An 18,723-nucleotide genomic window follows, 5' to 3' on the forward strand; every position below is an offset into this window, starting at 1 on the left:
GGGGGGCGGCCCGATCCGCCGCGGGGACGGCCGGCCGGGCGATGTGGTGGTCAGCACCGGCGCCCATGGGCTCAGCCGCCTGGGCCTGGCCCTGCTGCGGGGCGAGGCGCTGCCGGACCTGCCCGCGTCCGGCCGGGAGCGGGCCATCCGTGCCCACCGCAGGCCCGTGCCCCGGTTCGATGCGGTGGCGGCCCTGGGGGCCTGTCGCCCGGCGGCCCTGGACTGGCGGGTGGCCGGCTGCGACAGCAGTGACGGCCTGGCGGCCGCGGCCTCCTGCCTGGCCGCCGCCAGCGGCTGCACGGCCCTGCTGTTCCGGGAGGCCCTGCCCCTGGCGGCGGAACTGGAGGGCCAGGACACCGGCGAGGACTGGTGCCTCTGGGGAGGTGAAGATTTCGAACTGGTGCTGGCCGTGGAGCCGACCTGGGCCGAGGCCCTGGTGGAACGGCTGGCGGGCGCCCGCCGGATCGGCCGGCTGGTGGAACCCCAGCCCTGCGGAGCCCTGGGATGGGCGGAGGGGGGGGACCCTGTCGCCCCCCCGGCCGCCGCTTTCCGCCATTTCGGCTGACGGAATCAGCGGACGGATTCAGCCGCCGGCAGGCCGCCGGTTCACTTCCAGTTGCGGGCCACCACCTCGGCCAGGTCGACGACGCGCTGGCTGTAGCCCCACTCGTTGTCGTACCAGGCGATGACCTTGACCATGTTGTCGCCCATCACCAGGGTGAGATCCGAATCGACGATCGCCGACTCGTCGGTGCCGGCGTGGTCGGTGGAGACCAGGGGCAGGTCGCAGTACTTGATGATCCCCTTCATGCCGTTCTCGGAGGCGGCCTTGAGGGTGGCGTTCACCTCATCCTTGGTGGTGCCGCGGCTCACTTCGAGCACCAGATCGACCACCGAGACGTTGGGGGTGGGCACCCGCAGGGCGATGCCGTTGAGCTTGCCCTTCATCGGCGGGTACACCAGAGCCACCGCCTTGGCGGCGCCGGTGGAGGTGGGAACGATGTTGACGGCGGCAGCCCGGGCGCGGCGCAGATCGCGGTGGCTGGCGTCGAGGATGCGCTGGTCCCCGGTGTAGCTGTGGGTGGTGGTCATCGTGCCCTTGACGATGCCGAAGGCCTGATCGAGCACCTTCACCACCGGCGCCATGCAGTTGGTGGTGCAGCTGGCGTTGCTGATGATGGCGAAGTCATCGTGGCGGTACTGATCGGCGTTGACGCCGACCACGAAAGTGCCGACGCCGTCGCCCTTGCCGGGGGCCGTGATCAGAACCTTGCTGGCACCGGCTTCGATGTGCTTGCCGGCCCCCTTTTCATCAATGAAGACGCCGGTGGCCTCGATCACCAGGTCGACGCCCCACTCCTTCCAGGGGAGGTTGAGGGGATTGCGGTCGGAGAAGCACTTGATGTGCTTGCCGTTGACCACGATGGTGTCGTCGGTGTGGCTCACTTCCGCATTGCGGATGTGGCCGAGCATCGTGTCGTACTGGAGCAGGTGGGCGTTGGTCTTCGGATCGGAGGTGTCGTTCAGGCCCACCACTTCGATGCCGGTGTTCTCACCGCGGCTCAGCCAGCAGCGCATGAAATTCCGACCGATTCGGCCAAATCCATTGATCGCAACGCGCAAGGTCATGGCAGAAAGCGGTGGAACCCGCTAGCAAGGAGGGATTTTGGCTGCCGATCATACAGAAATGGGGGTCCTGCTCTTTCCCGCAGCCACAGGCCCCGGATCGGACGGTCGGCAAAGCGAAGTATCCCGCAGAGGGGGGAGGGCCGATCTGCCGTTATTTTCGGCGTGGCCTGGAGTCCCCCTTGATCCCGAAGCTCGATCGCCGTCAGCCGCTCCATTTCATCGGGGCCGGGGGGATCGGCATGTCCGCCCTGGCAGGGATCCTGGCGGAGAGGGGCTTCCTGGTGAGTGGCTCCGACCCCCGTCCCAGTCCGGTGCTGGAGCGGCTGGGATCCGCCGGGGTGCGGGTCTTCCAGGAGCAGACCGCCGCGACGATCACCGCGGTGCTCGCCGGTCTCGACGGGACGGTGGCGGATCCCCTAGTGGTGATCAGCTCGGCGGTGCCCGCTGCCAACGAGGAGCTGGCCGAGGCCCGGCGGCGCGGGCTGGCGATCGTGCACCGCTCCGACGTGCTGGCGGCCCTGATCAATGCCCAGCCGTCGATCGCGGTGGCCGGCAGCCACGGCAAGACCACCACCAGCACCCTGATCGCCACGCTCCTGGAGGCCGTTGGCGAGGACCCCACCGCCGTGATCGGGGGGATCGTGCCCGCCTTCGGCAGCAACGGCCGCCATGGCCGGGGCCGGCTGCTGGTGGCCGAGGCCGACGAATCGGACGGCTCCCTGGTGAAGTTCCGGCCCCGGCTGGGGGTGCTCACCAATGTGGAGCTCGACCACACCGACCACTATCCGGATCTGGCCGCCCTGGTGGCCACCTTGCAGCACTTCGCCGACGGCTGCACCACCCTGCTGGCCAACCGCGACTGTCCGGTGCTGCGGGAGCACTTCCAGGCCGCCAGCTGGTGGTCGACCTGCAGCAGCGAAGGCGTCGACTTCGCCGCCATCCCCGTGGAGGAGCGGGGTGACGGCACCCTGGCCACCTGGTACGAGCACGGGGAGGCGCTCGGCACCCTGGAGGTGCCCCTGCCCGGCCGCCACAACCTGAGCAACACCGTGGCCGCCATGGCGGCCTGCCGGCTGGAGGGGGTGCCCTTCGAGGACCTGCGCCTGGCGGTGGCCGGGCTGCGCCCCCCCGGACGGCGCTTCGACTGCCGCGGCCTCTGGCAGGACCGGGCGATCGTCGACGATTACGCCCACCATCCCAGCGAAGTGGCCGCCACCATCGCCATGGCCCGGCTGATGGTGGAGAGCGGCCGCAGCCCGCTGCCGCTGGTGCCGCGGCGGCTGGTGGCGGTGTTCCAGCCCCACCGCTACACCCGCACCGCCCAGTTCCTGGACGATTTCGCCGCGGCCCTCACCGAGGCCGACGCCGTGCTGCTGGCGCCCCTGTACGCGGCCGGCGAGGCCCCGGTGGCGGGGATCTCCAGCCAGGCCCTGGCGGAGTCGGTGCGCTCCCTCGCCCCCGACCTGCCGGTGGCGGTGGCGGCCAGCATGGAGGCCCTGGCGGAGCTGGTGGCCGGCGGCACCGGCCCGGGCGACCTGGTGCTGGCGATGGGGGCCGGCGACGTCAACAGCCTCTGGGAGCGCCTGGGGGCCCTCGACGAACGGGGTCGCCCCACCGCGCTGGTGGCCTGAGGGGATGGCCACGGCCCCGCTCAGCCAGCCCCGGGCAGGGGTCGCCCTGCGGGACTACACCACCTGGAAGGTCGGCGGGCCCGCCGCCTGGTTCGCCGAACCCGCCGACCAGGGGGAGCTGATCGCCCACGCCGCCTGGGCGGCGGCCTCGGGTCTTCCCTTCCGCTGCATCGGCGCAGGCTCCAACCTGCTGATCGCCGACGGCGGCCTGGACGGCCTCACCCTCTGCAACCGGCGGCTGCAGGGCAGCCGCCTGGATCCGGGCGACGGCTGGGTGGAGGCCGAGGCGGGGGAACCGATCCCCACCCTGGCCCGCAAGGCGGCCCGCAGCGGCCTGCGGGGGCTGGAGTGGGCCGTCGGCATCCCCGGCACGGTGGGTGGCGCGGTGGTGATGAACGCCGGCGCCCAGGGGGGCTGCACCGCCGAGTGGCTGGTGTCGGTGCGGGTGCTGGATCCGCGCCGGCCCGACGCCCCCTTCGAGCTGGCCGCCGCTGACCTGGCCTTCGCCTACCGCCACAGCCGCCTGCAGGAGGAGCCACTGCTGGTGCTTTCGGCCCGCTTCCGGCTGGAGCCCGGCCACGACCCGGCGGTGCTCAGCGCCCGCACCAGCGCCAACCTGCAGAGCCGCACCAGCACCCAGCCCTACCAGCAACCCAGCTGCGGCAGCGTGTTCCGCAATCCCGAGCCGCTCAAAGCCGGCCAGCTGATCGAATCCCTCGGCCTCAAGGGGCTCGCCATCGGCGATGCCCAGGTGTCGCCGATCCACGCCAATTTCATCGTCAACACCGGCGCCGCCACCGCCGCCGACATCGACGCCCTGATCCGCCAGGTGCAGCAACGGGTGCTGGAGGACCGCGGCGTGCGGCTCCACCCGGAGGTCCAGCGGCTGGGGTTCTAGCCTGCCCCCAGACGACGACCCCTGGCATGGCCGGCTTCGGACTTCCCAATTTCGGACAGCTGACCGAGGCCTTCCGCAAGGCCCAGCAGATTCAGCAGGACGCCCAGAAGCTCCAGGAGGAGCTTGATGCGATGGAACTGCAGGGCAGCGACCCCGAGGGCCGCGCCAGCGTCTGGCTCTCCGGCAACCAGCAGCCCCTGCGGGTCGAGCTGAGCCCCGAGCTGCTCGCCGAACCCGTGGAGACGGTCGAGGCGGCCGTGCTGGCGGCGCTCTGCAAGGCCTACGAGGTCTCCACCGGCACCATGCGCGAGCGCATGGAAACCCTCACCGGGGGTCTGGATCTGAATCTTCCCGGTCTGGGGAACTGAGCTCCCCCTCCAGGCCCGGCAGGTCCTGCTCCAGCCCCTGACGCCGGGTGCTGCGGGAGGAGCGGCGCAGCTGGGGGTCGAGCAGGGGTTCGAGGCGGTCGCCCCGCTGACGCAGGCCCCGCTCCCCGTGGCGCCCCTGGCCGCTGCGGGAACGGGCCGCCGCGGCCTCCACCTCCTCAAGGCAGCGGCCGTAGATCAGCTGGCGGTCCCAGCCGTCCCCCATGGCACAGCCCGGGTCGCCCAGGTGGCGGCAGTTGGCGAAACGGCAGGGGATGGCCCTGAGGCGGGCCAGCAGCTCCGGGAAGGCCGCCGCCAGGATCTGGGGGTCGTCGGGGAGGGCGGGGGTGTTGAAGCCGGGGGAATCGGCCACCAGGGCCCCCGGCGCCACGGAGAACAATTCGACATGCCGGGTCGTGTGGCGTCCGCGGCGCAACCGGCCGGAGACGGCGGCGACGCGCAGCTCCAGGGCCGGGGCCAGGGCGTTGAGCAGGCTGCTCTTGCCCACGCCGGAGGGGCCACAGAGCACGGCAATGCCCGGCGCGGCCAGCTGGCCCCGCAGCGCCTCCAGGCCCTCGCCGCTGCGGGTCGAAACCGCCACGGTGCCGTAGCCCCAGCCCTCCAGCCGCCGGCACCAGGCCCCCACCTCGGCCGGCGGCAGCAGGTCGGCCTTGCTGAGCACCACCTGCACCGGCTGGCCGGTGGCCTCGGCGGTGATCAGGAACCGGGTCAGCTGCAGGGGGTCGAGGCCGGGTTCGGCCACGGCCACCACCACCACCACCCGGTTCACGTTGGCGACCGCCGGCCGCTCCAGCAGGCTGTGGCGGGGTTCGAGGCCCACCACCGCCCCCCGCCGCGCCCGCCAGTCGACGGCGGCCACCGTCACCCGATCACCCACGCACACCTGCAGGCCGCTCTTCTCGAGGCGGGTGCGGCGGGTGCACAGCAGGCGGCCGTCGTCACCGAGCTCCGAGGTGCCATCGAGGCTCACCAGGCAGTAGTTGGCCTGCAGGGCCACCACCCGACCCGGCAGCGGCTCAGCCCCCATCCCGTCGCACCAGCAGCCGCACCCCCTCACCCGGGGCGAACGGCGACGGGTCGACCCGTTGCACCTCGTGCCCCTCGTTGCGCAGGCCCTCGCTCACCATCTGCTCCGGTTCCCCCCCGTCCAGGTCGATCCGCAGCCAGCTCCCCGGCGGCAGGGGCTCGAGGGCCAGGCGGGCCCGGATGAAGTTGACCGGGCAAGGCGTTCCCCGCAGATCGAGGACCGCCGGCGAGCCGCCCATGACGCTCAACCGAACAGGCCGCCGAACAGGCCGCTCTTGTGGTGGTGGCGCTGGCCCTTGCTGGTGTGGTGTCCGGCCAGCTGCTCGAGCAGCTGGCGCTCCTCGCCGTTGAGCTTGGTGGGCAACTGCACCTTGATGGTGAACTGGTGGTTGCCGCGGGCCACCGGATTGCCGAGCCGGGGCACCCCCTTGCCCTGGAGGGTGATGACGGCCCCGGGCTGGGTGCCGGCGGGAATCTCCAGCGGCTCGTGGCCGTCGACGGTCTCGACCTCGATCGTGTCGCCCAGGATCGCCTGGAGGTAGTTGAGCGACACCTCGGAATGGACCGTGACCCCATCCCGCCGCAGGTGGGGGTGGGACTGGACGGTGAGGAAGACGTAGAGATCCCCGGCCGGCCCGCCCCGCTGGCCGGCGTTGCCCTCCTGGCCCACCCGCAGGCGGGTGCCGGTGTCGACGCCGGCGGGAATGTTGATGCGCAGCTTCTTGCGCACCTGCTGCAGGCCCTGGCCGCCGCAGGCATTGCAGGGATCGGCGATCACCTGGCCGGTGCCGTCGCAGGTGGGGCAGGGCGCCACCTGGGTGAAGCTGCCGAAGGGGGTGCGGGTGGCGCGGCGCACCTGGCCGGCGCCGCCGCAGGTGCCGCAGGTGGTGGGGCCGCTGCCCGCCTTGGCGCCGGAACCGCTGCAGGTGGTGCAGGTCTCGAGGTGGCGGATCTGGACGTCCTTCTCGCTTCCGAAGACGGCCTCGCTGAAGCTGATGGTGAGATCCAGGCGCAGGTCGTCGCCCTGGCGGGGGCCGCGGCGGCGTGCCCCGGCCGCGGCGCCACCGCCGGCCCCGCCGAAACCGCTGAAGAAGGTCTCGAAGAGGTCGGCAAAACCGCCCATGTCGCCCATGTCGGGCATGCCGCCGCCGCCGCCCAGGCCGGCCTCGCCGAACTGGTCGTAGCGGGCCCGGGCCTGGGGATCGCTGAGCACCTCATAGGCCCGGCCGATCTCCTTGAAGCGGTCCTCCGCGGCCGGGTCCTTGTTGACGTCCGGGTGGTACTGGCGGGCCAGGCGCCGGTAGGCCTTCTTGAGGCTGTCGGCATCCACGTCCCGGCTGACACCGAGCAGCTCGTAGTAATCGGCCATCAGTCGGATGTCCCTTCGCTGGGTGGCGCCGATGCATCGGAACGGGACCCACCGGCCGGGCCGGGACCCATCGACACCTTGACCAGGGCATGCCGCAGCACGCGGCCGTCGAGGTGGTAGCCCCGCTGCAGCTCCTCGATCACCACGTCCTCCGGATGCTCCTCACTGGGTTCGCGCAGCACGGCCTCATGAAGCGAGGGGTCGAAGGGTTCACCCTCCACCCGCATCGGCGACACTCCCAGCTGCTTGAACACATCAACCAGCTGTTTATAGAGGTTCTGGTAACTGCGATGCAGGCTCTGGGCCTCCTCGCTCTGGGGGTTGAGCTGCTGGCGGGCCCGGTCGAAGTTGTCGACCACCGGCAGGATCTCGGTGAGGGTGGTGCAGGTGATGTGCAGGCGCTGGTCCTCCTTGTCACGGGACTGGCGCTTGCGGAAGTTGTCGAAATCGGCGGCGATGCGCATGTACTGGCCCTTCAGGGACTCGTTCTCGCTGCGCAGGGCCGCCAGCTCGGCCTCCAGCTGGCTGACGCGGTCAGTGCCGCTGTCGGCGGCCTCCGGCGCGGCGCCGGCGGCGTCCGGGGCCCCGGTGCCCTCGGCGGGGGGCGTGACGTCCGGGCCGACGTCGGGATTCACCGGCAGGGTCTCGAGGAGCTCCTCCACCCGGGCTGCGTCGACCGCGCCCTCCCGGGGATCGATCCGTTCCTCATGGGGGGGAGTGTTGTCGCCGGTCATGCGTTCTGGCAGGGATGTCAGATGCCGTTATGTTGAAGGTCGAGGAGCCCTCTCCACAAGCGGTGGAAGCCCGCACCTCAGCCACGCTCCACTCCAAGGCTCCACCCAAAGGCTCCACAGCCAGGCTTCGCTTCCGATCCTTCCCGTCGATGCCATCAGAAGGTCTCACCCAGCGCCCGCAGGTCACCGGTGCGGAGCACACCTCCCTCTTCCGGGACCTTGACCTGGGTCAGGCCGCCACCCCCCAGGGGCCGAGCACACCGGAAACCGAGGACCTGGAAGCCAGCAGCTCGGGCGAGGGGATCTCGCCGGTGATGAGCCTGGTGGATCGGATCCTGATCGAGTCGCTCACCAGCGGCGCCAGCGACATCCACGTGGAACCCCAGGAGGACGGGCTGCTGGTCCGCTTCCGCCAGGACGGCGTGCTGCGCAGCATCGACAAGCTGCCCCGCACCCTGATCCCCGCGGTCACCTCCCGCTTCAAGATCATGGCCGACCTGGACATCGCCGAACGGCGGATGCCCCAGGACGGCCGGATCCGCCGCAACTTCCGCGGCCGCACCATGGACTTCCGGGTCAGCACCCTGCCCGGCCGCTACGGCGAGAAGGTGGTGCTGCGGCTGCTCGACAGCGGCGCCACCCAGCTGGGTCTGGACACCCTGATCACCGACGAGGAAGCCCGCTCCACCCTGCGGGACATCGGCTCCAAACCCTTCGGCATGATCCTGGTCACCGGGCCGACGGGTTCCGGCAAGTCGACCACCCTCTACGCCCTGCTCTCGGAGCGCAACGACCCCTCGATCAACATCTCCACGGTCGAGGATCCGATCGAATACACCCTCCAGGGCATCACCCAGACCCAGGTGAACCGGGAGAAGGGCTACGACTTCAGCTCCGCGCTGCGCGCCTTCATGCGCCAGGACCCGGACGTGCTGCTGGTGGGGGAGACCCGCGACCTGGAGACCGCCCGCACCGCCATCGAGGCGGCCCTGACCGGCCACCTGGTGCTGACCACCCTGCACTGCAACGACGCCGCCAGCGCCTTCGCCCGGCTCGATGAGATGGGCATGGAGCCCTTCCTGGTCAGCGCCTCGCTGCTGGGGATCGTCTCCCAGCGTCTGCTGCGCCGCCTGTGCAGCGAGTGCCGGATCCCTTACCACCCGAACCACAGCGAACTGGCCCGTTTCGGCCTGGTGGCCTCCGACGAGACCGACATCTCCTTCTACCGGGCCAACACGGTCCTGCCGGGCTCGGAGGGCTGCTGCAGCGCCTGCCAGGGGCGGGGCTACAAGGGCCGGGTGGGGGTCTACGAGATCCTGCGCATGAACGAGACCCTCTCCGCCGCCGTGGCCAAGCGGGCGACGACCGAGGAGCTGCGGCGCCTGGCCCTGGAGAGTGGCATGAAAACGCTGCTCGGCTACGGCCTTGATCTGGTGCGGGAGGGGCTGACCACCCTGGAGGAGGTGGAGCGCATGTTGCTCACCGACACGGGCCTGGAATCGGAACGGCGCGCCCGGGCCCTGAGCACCCTCACCTGCCGCAGCTGCGGAGCGGGGCTGGAGGACGAATGGTTGGAATGTCCCTACTGTCTGTGCGTTCGGAGCTGAGCAGGATGGATCTCCTCATCGAAGACCTGATGCAGGAACTGGTGAAGGCCGGAGGCAGCGACCTGCACCTGTCCGCGGGCAATCCTCCCTACGGCCGCTTCAGCGGCCAGCTGCGGCCCATCATCCAGGACACCCAGCTCACCGAGGAGAGCTGCAACCGACTGATCTTCTCCCTGCTCAACAACGCCCAGCGCAAGAACCTGGAGCAGAACTGGGAACTCGACTGTTCCTACGGCCTCAAGGGCGTGGCCCGGTTCCGGATCAACGTGTACCGCCAGCGGGGCACCTACGCGGCCTGCCTGCGGGCGCTCGGCAACTCCATCCCCAGCCTCGAGAAACTCGGACTGCCCCCCATCGTCGAGGAGATCAGCAGCAAGCCCAAGGGGCTGGTCCTGGTCACCGGACCGACGGGCTCCGGCAAGACGACCACACTGGCGGCGCTGATCGAGCACATCAACGCCACCCGTTCGGAGCACATTCTGACCATCGAGGATCCGATCGAGTTCACCTACAGGAACGACAAATCAATCATTCACCAGCGCGAACTGAATGAGGACACCCGCAGCTTCTCCAACGCCCTGCGAGCGGCCCTGCGGGAAGATCCGGATGTGATCCTGGTGGGGGAACTGCGCGACCTGGAGACGATCCAGCTGGCGATCACCGCCGCCGAGACCGGCCACCTCGTCTTCGGCACCCTGCACACCAGCTCCGCCGGCCAGACCGTCGACCGGATGGTGGATGTGTTCCCGGCGGGCCAGCAGACCCAGATCCGGGTGCAGCTGAGCGGCAGCCTGCTGGCGGTCTTCTCCCAGACCCTCTGCAAGAGCGCCGTACCCGCCGGCAACGGCGCCTTCGGCCGGGTGATGGCCCAGGAAATCATGATCAACACCCCCGCCATCGCCAACCTGATCCGGGAAGGCAAGAGCTCCCAGCTCTATTCCCAGATCCAGACCGGCGCCAGCCAGGGCATGCAGACCCTCGAGCGGGCACTCGCCAACCTGGTGGAGGAGGGCAGGGTCACCCGCGAGGAGGCCCTGCTCAAGACCACCAAGCCGGAAGAGCTCCTCCGGCTGCTCGACCGCTGAGGCCCGCCATGACCGCCTTCGTCGTCACCTACACCACCAAGTCCGGCCAGCGCCGGGAGATGACGCTGAACGCCGACAGCCCCTCGGTCGCCCGGCGGGAACTGCGCCGCCGCGGCATCCTGGCCAACACCCTGGTGCGCAAGGAGACCCCCAAGGTCCCCCAGGCGGCCCCCAAGAAGACGTCCTCCTCCTTCAGCGGCCTGTCCGACCTGCTCGAGGGGCCGGTGACCATCCGCGACAAGGCCCTGTTCGCCAACAAGCTCTCCGCCCTGGTGGATGCGGGCGTGCCGATCCTGCGCAGCCTCGACCTGATGCGGGTCCAGCAGCGCTCCAACAAGATGCGCCAGGCCCTGGCGGGCATGACCCAGGACGTCAACCAGGGCGACAGTCTGGGCAACGCCATGCGCCGCTGGCCGAAGGTGTTCGACAACCTCAGCATCGCCCTGGTGGAGGCGGGTGAGGCGGGTGGCGTCCTCGACGACACCCTCAAGCGCCTGGCCAAGCTGCTGGAGGACAACGCCAAGCTCCAGAACCAGATCAAGGGGGCGATGAGCTATCCGGTCACGGTGCTGGTGATCGCCATCGCCGTGTTCCTGGGCATGACGATCTTTCTGATCCCCACCTTCTCCAGCGTCTTCGAGCAGCTGGGGGCGGAACTGCCCCTGTTCACCCAGATGATGCTGAATCTGAGTGAGTTCCTGCGCTCCTGGAAGGCCCTGATCCTGCTGGCGGCCCTGGTGGGCTTCGCGTTCTGGGTGGTGTCCACCTACAACACACCGATGGGCCGCCGCCAGATCGACGGCCTGCTGCTGAAGCTGCCCCTATTCGGTGAGTTGCTGCAGAAGTCGGCCAGTGCCCAGTTCTGCCGCACCCTGAGCTCCCTCTCCAAGGCGGGGGTGCCGATCCTGCTGTCCCTGGAGATCGTGAGGGAGACGGCCACCAACTCCGTGATCTCCGATGCCATCATCTCCTCCAAGAATGAGGTGAGTGAGGGCATGCCCCTCAGCGCGGCCCTGCGGCTCAAGAACGTGTTTCCGGAGATGTGCGTCAACATGCTCGCCATCGGCGAGGAAACCGGCGAAATGGACGCCATGCTCTCCAAGGTGGCCGACTTCTACGAAGACGAGGTCAGCACGATGGTGAAGGCCATGACCTCCATGCTGGAGCCGGCGATGATCGTGCTGGTGGGCATCATCGTGGGCTCGGTGCTGCTGGCCATGTATCTGCCGATGTTCTCGATCTACGAGCACGTGCGCTGAGCCCTAGGCGCCCGTGATCTGAGCCGCCAGGGCCTGGCCCGCCAGCCAGCCCGAGCTCCAGCAGTGCTGGAAGTTGAAGCCGCCCGTCACCCCGTCCACGTCCAGCAGTTCCCCCACCAGGAACAGGCTCGGCTGCAGGCGGCTCTCCATCGTGGCCAGGTTGACCTCCGCCAGGGGGATGCCGCCGGCGGTGACGAACTCCTCGCCGAAGGGGCCGCGGCCGGAGACCCGGTAACGGCTGTCCCGCAGGGCTGTGACCAGGGCCTGCTCCCCGCGGCGGGGGAGATCGGCCCAGCGCAGGCTGGCGTCCAGCCCCGCCAGGGCCAGCAGGTGCAGCCAGAGGCGGCGGCTGAGGTCGGGCCAGGGCCGCCAGTTGCCCAGCTGACGCCGGGCCTGCTCGCGGCGCGCCGCGGCAAACCAGCCCTCCAGCTCCGCCGGCTTGCGGCCGCCGGTCCAGTCGACCCGCAGATCGGCCCGGTAGCGGCGCTCCCGCAGGGCCCGGGCGGCGAAGGCCGTGAGCCGCAGGGTGGCCGGCCCGCTGAGGCCCCAGTGGGTGATCAGTACCGGCCCCCGCTGCCGCTGGGGCTTGCCGGGGGCGCCAGGGGCCGAGGCGGTGGCGGCCGTGGCGGTGTCCGCCAGGGGCGTCAGCAGCAGCTCCAGCTGCACCGGGTCCATCGCCACCCCGGCGAGGGCCAGCAGGGGGTGGTCGGCCAGGGTGAGGGTGAACAGGGAGGGCACCGGGGCCACCAGGCCATGGCCCAGGGAGGCGGCGATGCGGTGGCCGCTGGGGTGGCTGCCCGTCGCCAGCACCAGGTGCTCGGCGAGCAGCTCGGCCCCCGAGCGCAGCCGCAGCCGGAACCCGCCACCGGGCAGGGCCTCCGCCGCCTGCCCCGCCTCGGCCGTGTGCACCGCCACCCCGGCGGCGGTCGCCGCCCGGCGCAGGGTGTCGATCACCGAGGAGGAACGGTTGGAGCGGGGGAACAGCCGCCCGTCGGGCTCCTCCACCAGCTGCAGGCCATGGGCCTGGAACCAGGCCACCGTGTCACCGGGGGCGAAGCGGGAGAAAGGGCCCCGCAGGGCCTTGCCGCCGCGCGGGTAGTGATCCACCAGCAGCCGCGGATCCCAGCAGGCGTGGGTGACGTTGCAGCGGCCGCCGCCGCTGATCAGCACCTTGTGCAGCGGTTCGGGGGTGGACTCCAGCAGCAGCACCCCCCCGCGGAGCTGGCCGGCGGCCGCTTCGGCGGCGGCGATGGCGGCCATGAAGCCCGCCGGGCCCCCTCCCACCACCACCACGGAGGCACGGCTGGGCAGCATGGGGCGATGGAGCACAACTACCGCTTCAGTGTGGCGCCCATGCTGGACTGCACCGATCGGCACTTCCGGGTGCTGATGCGGCAGGTCAGCCGGCACTGCCTGCTCTACTCCGAGATGGTGGTGGCCCGGGCCCTGCACCACATCGCCCAGGAGGGCTCCCCCTCCCGGATGGGGGAGAAGCAGCAGCGGCTCGAACGGCTGCTGGGGTTCGACCCGGGCGAACACCCCCTGGCCCTGCAGCTCGGCGGCGACGACCCGGAGCTGCTGGCGGAGGCCGCCCGGATGGGGGCCGACTGGGGCTACGACGAGATCAACCTCAACGTGGGCTGTCCCAGCGAGAAGGTGCAGCAGGGCCGCTTCGGGGCCTGCCTGATGGCGGAGCCGGAGCGGGTGGCCCGCTGCGTGGCGGCGATGGCGGCGGCCACGCCCCTGCCGGTGACGGTGAAGCACCGCATCGGCATCGACGAGCGGGACTCCTACGAGGAACTGCTGGCCTTCGTCGACAGCCTGGCGGCGGCCGGCGCCGCCCGCTTCGCCGTCCACGCCCGCAAGGCCTGGCTGAACGGGCTCGATCCGAAGCAGAACCGCACCGTGCCGCCCCTGCGCTGGGACCTGGTGCACCGCCTCAAACGGGAGCGGCCGCAGCTGACGATCGAACTGAACGGCGGCCTGGAGGACCTGGACCCCTGCCAGGAGCAGCTGGCCCTGGTGGACGGGGTGATGGTGGGGCGGGCCGCCTACGCCCATCCCCTGCGCTGGGCGGGGGTGGACCGCCGGATCTTCGGGGACGCCGGCGGCGCCGAGCCACGGGCCTCGACGGTGCTGAGGGGGGTGCTGCCCCATGCCGAACGCTGGTGCGCCTCGGGGGGACGGCTCTGGCCGATCGCCCGGCACCTGGTGCACGTGGTGGAGGGGGTCAGCGGGGCCCGCCACTGGCGCGGCTGGCTGACCCGGGAGGCCGGCCAGGCGGGGGCTGGCCCCGCCGTGCTGGAGGCCGCCGCCCGCCAGCTGGAGGAACGGGGCCTCTGAGAGGGCTCAGGCCCCGTCCGGGGGCGCCTCAGACCTTGGCGCCTCAGACCTCGGCGCCGCCGTAGTCACCGCCGCCGTAGTCACCACCGCCACCGCCGCTGCGGCGCCGGCGGGAGCGGCCCGCCTCGAAGGCATCGGGGGCAGCTCCGCCGCCACCAGCTCCACCGCCGCCGTAGCTGCGGTCCTCCCAGCCCCTGGCCCCGGACCCGCGATCGGCGCCATAGCCGCCGCCACCCCCGCCATAGCCACCGCCGCCACCTCCGTAGCCACCACCGCCGCCGCCATAGCCGCCACCACCACCGCCGCCGTAGCCGCCGCCGCCGCCGCGGCGCGGACCACCGCCACCACCACCACCGCCGCTGCGGGGCTCGGCCTTGTTGATGCGCAGGGGACGACCCATCAGCTCGGCCCCCTGCAGGGCGTCGATGGCCCTGGTCTCGGTGTCGGCATCCGCCATCTCGATGAAAGCGAAGCCGCGCTTGCGGCCGGTGTCGCGCTCCAGCGGCAGGGAGCAGTTGACCACTTCGCCGAAGGGCGCGAACAGTTCAGCCACGTCTTCCTGCTCGGCGCGGAAGGGAAGATTGCCGACGAAAATACTCACTGACCGATGAGGGGGAACCGATGGGGCGCACGGGCGCCCAAGACCCCCCAAGATTAGACGTAGACCCGCGATTCCAACGCCCGCCGGAGAAGCTCAGGGGGTGCGATCGAGGCGCTCCCGCGCCAGACGCAGCTGCTCGGCCACCCGCTCGAAGCCCGTGCCGCCCTCACTGCGGCGGGCCGCCACCACCTGCCGCGGGGCGATCACCGCATGGATGTCCGCTTCGAAGGCGGGATGGAGCTGCTGCCAGCGCTCGAGGGGCAGATCGGCCAGCAGCCGCTGCTCCAGCAGGCAGGCCTTCACCAGCCCGCCGACCAGCTGGTAGGCCTCCCGGAACGGCACCCCGCGGGCCACCAGATAGTCGGCCACATCGGTGGCATTGGAGTAATCGGCGGCCACGGCGGCCTCCAGCCGGGCGGGGCGGAAGTCGAGCCCCTCCTCAAACAGCACGGCCATCGCCTCCAGGCAGTCAAGGCAGGTGCGCACCCCGTCGAAGAGGGCTTCCTTGTCCTCCTGGAAGTCCTTGTTGTAGGCGAGGGGCAGACCCTTGATCATCGTCAGCAGCCCCATCAGGTGGCCGAACACCCGGCCGCTCTTGCCGCGCACCAGTTCGGGCACATCGGGATTCTTCTTCTGGGGCATCAGGCTGCTGCCGGTGGCGCAGCGGTCGGTGAGCCCCACGAAGCCGAACTCCTCGCTGGCCCAGAGGATCACCTCCTCCGCCAGGCGGCTCAGGTGGGCCATCACCAGGGAGAGGGCCGCCATCGTCTCGACGGCGAAGTCGCGGTCGCTCACCGCATCGAGGCTGTTGGCGTAGATCGCCTCGAAGCCGAGCTCGTCGGCGGTCTGGCGGCGGTCGATCGGCACCGGCGTCCCCGCCAGGGCGGCCGCCCCGAGGGGGCAGATGTTGACGCGGCGGCGCACGTCGGCCAGGCGTTGGCGGTCGCGCTCGGCCATCTCGACGTAGGCGAGCAGGTGGTGGGCCAGGCAGACCGGCTGGGCCCGCTGCAGGTGGGTGTAACCGGGGATCAGGGTGTCGGGGTGGGCCTCGGCCCTCACCAGCAGGGCCCGCTCGAAACGCACCAGGGCGGCGTCGATGGCATCGATGCGGCGCCGCAGCCAGAGACGCAGGTCGGTGCCCACCTGGTCGTTGCGGCTACGGCCGGTGTGCAGCTTCTTGCCGAGGGGGCCGAGCCGTTCGATCAGGCGCCGTTCCACGGCGAAATGCACGTCCTCCGCCTCCAGACCTGGCGTGAACTGCCCGGCGGCCGCCTCGGCGCGGATGGCCTCGAGCCCCTCGATCAGGCGCTCCGCCTCCGGCTCGCTGATCACCCCGCAGCGGCCCAGCATGCGGGCGTGGGCGATGGAACCGTCGAGATCCTCCTGGAGCAGGGCGATGTCGAAACCGATCGAGGCGTTGAAGCGCTCGATCGCCGGATGCAGACCCTGCTCGAAGCGATCGCTCCAGGTGGTGGGGGAGGGGTCGGCGACCATCAGGGCATTCCGCTCAGCCCCTCAGCTTGCCATTCGTCTCAGGTGGCGGGCAGGGTGGGCAGCACCACCCCGTCCCTCACCTTCAGCACCACCATCGAGGCGTCGTCCTCGAGCCGGCGGTCGCTGCCGACGAAACGGTCGAGGCGCTCGAACAGCCGGTCCAGGATCGCCTGGGCGTCGTGGACGGCCCGGCAGGCGCCCTGGAAGGCCTTCACCAGCCGCTCCTCGTCGAAGCGCTCGCCACTGAAGCCGCTGGCCTCGGTGACGCCATCAGTGTAATAAAGGATCACGTCGCCGGGCTCCAGCTGCAGCTCACCGCAGCCGTACTCGGCCTCGCTCTGCAGGCCGATCAGCAGGCCGGGGGTGTCGAGCCGCTCCACCCGGCCCGAGTGGCGCCGCCAGACCAGGGGCGGGTTGTGGGCCGCGTTGGCGTAACGCAGCAGGCGGGTGCGGGGGTCGTAGTCGGAATAGAAGAGGGTGACGAAGCGGTGCGAGTGGGCCAGGTCCTCCTGGGCCAGCTGGTTGAGGTCGTGGAGGATGCGGTCGGGCGGCAGTCCGCTGAGCACCTCGGCCCGCAGCATGCCCCGCAGCAGGGTCATCAGCAGGCCGGCCGGCACCCCCTTGCCCATGACGTCGCCCATCACCAGCGCCCAGGGGGCCTGCTCGCGCCGGTGGCCGCTGAGCTGGGGCTGGGTGGGGATGAAGTCGTAGTAGTCGCCGCCCACCTGGAAGGCGGGGCGGCAGAGCGCCGCCAGCTCGACGCCGTCGATCACGGGGCAGTGGTCGGGCAGCAGCTGGGACTGGACCTCGGCGCCGATGCTCAGCTGGCGGTCGAGCCGCTCATGGCGGCGCCGGTCCTGCTGCAGCAGCTCGTTCTCCAGGGCCACGCCGGTGAGGTCGGCCACCAGCTGCAGGTGGCGGCGACGCACATCGCTCCAGCTGAAGCCGCGCCGGTCACTGAACACGTAGAGCCGGCCCCGCTGGCGGCTGCGGGCCACCACGGAGGTGGCGAACACCTGGTGGGCGCCGAGCAGGCGCTGGATCAGGGGGTCGAGCAGCACCGCGACGGCCTCGTCGCCCTCCTGGTTCTGGAGCTGCCCATCGGGCAGGGCCGCCAGCTGGCGCAGCACCTCGGCGCTGCGCTCACCGGGGGTGGCCTGGAGCTGCTCGCGCCAGAGGCGGCCATCGGCGTGGAACACCACAAGCAGGCTGCCCTCCCCCTCCACCAGGCGCGCCGCCACCAGGGGCACCAGTTCAAGGAAGCGCTTGAGGTTGGTGTAGCTGCGCAGGGCGAAGGAGAGGGACGCCAGCAGCTCCAGGTTGCGGCGCTGCTCCCGGCCGAGGCTGTCGAGCAGCTGGCGCAGCGAGGCCGCGACGGACAGCCCCTGGCCGGGACGGGACGCCGTGGTGGGGGTGGGATGGGGCTGCGGGGGCGGCGTGCTGCTCACCGAGCGGCCGCAAAGGACACGCAAGGTAGCAGCGGCAGGCGGCTTCAGGAGGCGAGCAGGGCCTCGACGAACTCGAAGCTGTTGAAGGGCCGCAGGTCGCGGATGCCCTCACCGGCCCCGATGAAGCGGATCGGCAGCCCCGCCTCGGAGGCCACCGCCAGGGCGACGCCGCCGCGGGCGCTGCCGTCCAGCTTGGTGAGCACCACCCCGGTGAGACCGGCGGCACTGGCGAAGGCCATGGCCTGGCGCAGGCCGTTCTGGCCCTGGCTGGCATCGAGCACCAGCAGCGATTCCACCGCCGCCTCCGGCGCCAGCCTGGTGATCGTGCGCCGCACCTTGCCCAGCTCCTCCATCAGGTTGTGCTTGGTCTGCAGCCGGCCGGCCGTGTCCACCAGCACCAGCTCGGTGCCCTTGGAGCGGGCGGCGCCGATGGCGTCGAAGACGACGGCCGCCGGGTCGGCATTGGCGCTGGGGTTGGCCACCACGGGCACGCCGCTGCGCTCCCCCCAGACGCTCACCTGCTGGACCGCCGCGGCCCGGAAGGTGTCGGCGGCGGCGATCAGGCAGCTGTAGCCGCTGCGCACCGCCAGGTTGGCCAGCTTGCCGAGGGTGGTGGTCTTGCCGACCCCGTTGACGCCGACCAGCAGCCAGACGTTGAGCCGGTCGCGCTGGGGGGCCAGCAGGGCGGTGCCGCCGGCGCGGATCGGCTCCTCCAGCAGGCCGCGCAGCTGCTCCTTCAGGAAGCGGAGCCCCTCGGCCGGGTCGACCACCTCCTCGTTGAGGCGGCGGCGCAGGGCTTCGAGCACCTGGTCGGTGGCCTTCACGCCCACGTCGGCGCGCAGCAGGGTGGACTCGAGGTCGTCGAGCACCGCCGGGGTGAGGGGGTCGTCGCCGAGGTTCTCCAGCAGCTGGGTGACGAAACCCTTGCGGGTCTTCTCGAGGCCGCGCCGCAGCCGGCCCAGCCAGTCGATCTCCTCGAGGGACACGTCCTCGACGCTGCGTCCCTGGGCCGCCAGCACCTCCGCCGACCAGGTGAAGGTGTCATCGAAGGCGCCGAGGCTGGGGTCGGCGGCATCGGCGTCCGCGGCCTGGGGGGTCGCTGCGGCGGCCGGCGGCGCGGCCGGGACAGGCTCGGCGGGGGCGGTGATCTCCTGGAGGCGCTGCTGGCGCTGGGCGGCGGCCTGCTCCAGCAGGGAAAGGCCGCGCGCCACGG

The 18,723-nt window shown here is 71.3% G+C and carries 17 protein-coding genes and 2 pseudogenes; 8 read left to right on the plus strand and 11 right to left on the minus strand.

The genetic code is table 11. The features are described 5' to 3' along the window. The coding region (locus KBY81_RS13325; protein WP_254976738.1) for an AIR synthase-related protein at positions 1-565 on the plus strand (565 nt) is incomplete at its 5' end. Positions 566-606: 41 nt separating this feature from the next. Here KBY81_RS13325 and KBY81_RS13330 read toward each other — a convergent pair. After that, positions 607-1,629: a type I glyceraldehyde-3-phosphate dehydrogenase gene (locus KBY81_RS13330; protein ID WP_254976739.1), complete on the minus strand. Its 1,023-nt coding sequence runs from the start codon at positions 1,627-1,629 to the stop codon at positions 607-609. Between the two features lie 182 nt (positions 1,630-1,811). On the opposite strand from KBY81_RS13330, the gene murC reads away from it, so the two are divergent. Genes murC through KBY81_RS13345 form a run of 3 tightly spaced genes read left to right on the plus strand, consistent with a single transcriptional unit; the run spans position 1,812 to position 4,526 of the window. Then, on the plus strand, positions 1,812-3,260 hold the full coding sequence (murC, locus tag KBY81_RS13335) for a UDP-N-acetylmuramate--L-alanine ligase (RefSeq protein ID WP_254976746.1): 1,449 nt from the start codon (positions 1,812-1,814) through the stop codon (positions 3,258-3,260). 4 nt (positions 3,261-3,264) lie between these two features. Further along, complete coding sequence (gene murB, locus KBY81_RS13340; protein ID WP_254976740.1) at positions 3,265-4,158, plus strand: UDP-N-acetylmuramate dehydrogenase; 894 nt, start codon at positions 3,265-3,267, stop codon at positions 4,156-4,158. A gap of 26 nt (positions 4,159-4,184) precedes the next feature. Continuing rightward, positions 4,185-4,526, plus strand: coding sequence for a YbaB/EbfC family nucleoid-associated protein (locus KBY81_RS13345; RefSeq protein WP_094587050.1), 342 nt, complete (start codon positions 4,185-4,187; stop codon positions 4,524-4,526). Here KBY81_RS13345 and rsgA read toward each other — a convergent pair. Genes rsgA through grpE form a run of 4 tightly spaced genes read right to left on the minus strand, consistent with a single transcriptional unit; the run spans position 4,483 to position 7,673 of the window. Next, positions 4,483-5,571, minus strand: a complete 1,089-nt coding sequence (gene rsgA, locus KBY81_RS13350; RefSeq protein ID WP_254976741.1) for a ribosome small subunit-dependent GTPase A — start codon at positions 5,569-5,571, stop codon at positions 4,483-4,485. The two genes, KBY81_RS13345 and rsgA, sit on opposite strands and share 44 nt — an antisense overlap. Then, positions 5,561-5,809, minus strand: a complete 249-nt coding sequence (locus KBY81_RS13355) for a sulfurtransferase TusA family protein (protein WP_106222177.1) — start codon at positions 5,807-5,809, stop codon at positions 5,561-5,563. The genes rsgA and KBY81_RS13355 overlap by 11 nt, the downstream gene beginning before the upstream one ends. Positions 5,810-5,814: 5 nt before the next feature. After that, a complete protein-coding gene (dnaJ, locus tag KBY81_RS13360; RefSeq protein ID WP_254976742.1) occupies positions 5,815-6,939 on the minus strand; it encodes a molecular chaperone DnaJ in 1,125 nt (374 codons plus the stop codon). Beyond that, complete coding sequence (gene grpE, locus KBY81_RS13365) at positions 6,939-7,673, minus strand: nucleotide exchange factor GrpE (RefSeq protein ID WP_254971923.1); 735 nt, start codon at positions 7,671-7,673, stop codon at positions 6,939-6,941. Before grpE ends, dnaJ begins: the two co-directional genes overlap by 1 nt. Positions 7,674-7,987: 314 nt before the next feature. Between grpE and KBY81_RS16750 the strand changes: the two are divergent. Continuing rightward, positions 7,988-8,743 (plus strand): annotated as a pseudogene (locus KBY81_RS16750) (GspE/PulE family protein); the annotation flags it as partial. Between the two features lie 13 nt (positions 8,744-8,756). Here KBY81_RS16750 and KBY81_RS16755 read toward each other — a convergent pair. Then, positions 8,757-9,038 (minus strand): annotated as a pseudogene (locus KBY81_RS16755) (hypothetical protein); the annotation flags it as partial. A gap of 247 nt (positions 9,039-9,285) precedes the next feature. Here KBY81_RS16755 and KBY81_RS13375 point away from each other — a divergent pair. Further along, positions 9,286-10,365 (plus strand): type IV pilus twitching motility protein PilT, encoded by a 1,080-nt coding sequence (locus KBY81_RS13375; RefSeq protein WP_106222185.1) that lies wholly within the window; start codon positions 9,286-9,288, stop codon positions 10,363-10,365. An 8-nt stretch (positions 10,366-10,373) separates the two neighbouring features. Continuing rightward, complete coding sequence (locus KBY81_RS13380; RefSeq protein ID WP_106222187.1) at positions 10,374-11,624, plus strand: type II secretion system F family protein; 1,251 nt, start codon at positions 10,374-10,376, stop codon at positions 11,622-11,624. Positions 11,625-11,627: 3 nt separating this feature from the next. On the opposite strand, the gene KBY81_RS13385 is transcribed toward KBY81_RS13380, so the two are convergent. Beyond that, positions 11,628-12,938, minus strand: a complete 1,311-nt coding sequence (locus tag KBY81_RS13385) for an NAD(P)/FAD-dependent oxidoreductase (RefSeq protein ID WP_254976743.1) — start codon at positions 12,936-12,938, stop codon at positions 11,628-11,630. 39 nt (positions 12,939-12,977) lie between these two features. On the opposite strand from KBY81_RS13385, the gene dusA reads away from it, so the two are divergent. Further along, positions 12,978-13,967, plus strand: a complete 990-nt coding sequence (gene dusA, locus KBY81_RS13390; RefSeq protein ID WP_254976744.1) for a tRNA dihydrouridine(20/20a) synthase DusA — start codon at positions 12,978-12,980, stop codon at positions 13,965-13,967. A 43-nt stretch (positions 13,968-14,010) separates the two neighbouring features. Here dusA and KBY81_RS13395 read toward each other — a convergent pair whose 3' ends face one another. The 4 genes from KBY81_RS13395 to ftsY all read right to left on the minus strand — a co-directional run. Next, positions 14,011-14,568, minus strand: coding sequence for an RNA-binding protein (locus tag KBY81_RS13395; protein WP_106222193.1), 558 nt, complete (start codon positions 14,566-14,568; stop codon positions 14,011-14,013). Positions 14,569-14,661: 93 nt separating this feature from the next. Continuing rightward, on the minus strand, positions 14,662-16,062 hold the full coding sequence (gene argH / locus KBY81_RS13400) for an argininosuccinate lyase (protein ID WP_254971935.1): 1,401 nt from the start codon (positions 16,060-16,062) through the stop codon (positions 14,662-14,664). Positions 16,063-16,100: 38 nt separating this feature from the next. Further along, positions 16,101-17,534, minus strand: coding sequence for a PP2C family protein-serine/threonine phosphatase (locus tag KBY81_RS13405; protein WP_106222197.1), 1,434 nt, complete (start codon positions 17,532-17,534; stop codon positions 16,101-16,103). A 20-nt stretch (positions 17,535-17,554) separates the two neighbouring features. Beyond that, positions 17,555-18,723 (minus strand): signal recognition particle-docking protein FtsY (ftsY, locus tag KBY81_RS13410; protein WP_254976745.1); only part of this gene is annotated, 1,169 nt, incomplete at its 5' end.

Origin of the sequence: Cyanobium sp. Lug-B (assembly GCF_024345635.1) — a bacterium.
In the GTDB taxonomy this organism is placed as follows: domain Bacteria; phylum Cyanobacteriota; class Cyanobacteriia; order PCC-6307; family Cyanobiaceae; genus Cyanobium; species Cyanobium minutissimum.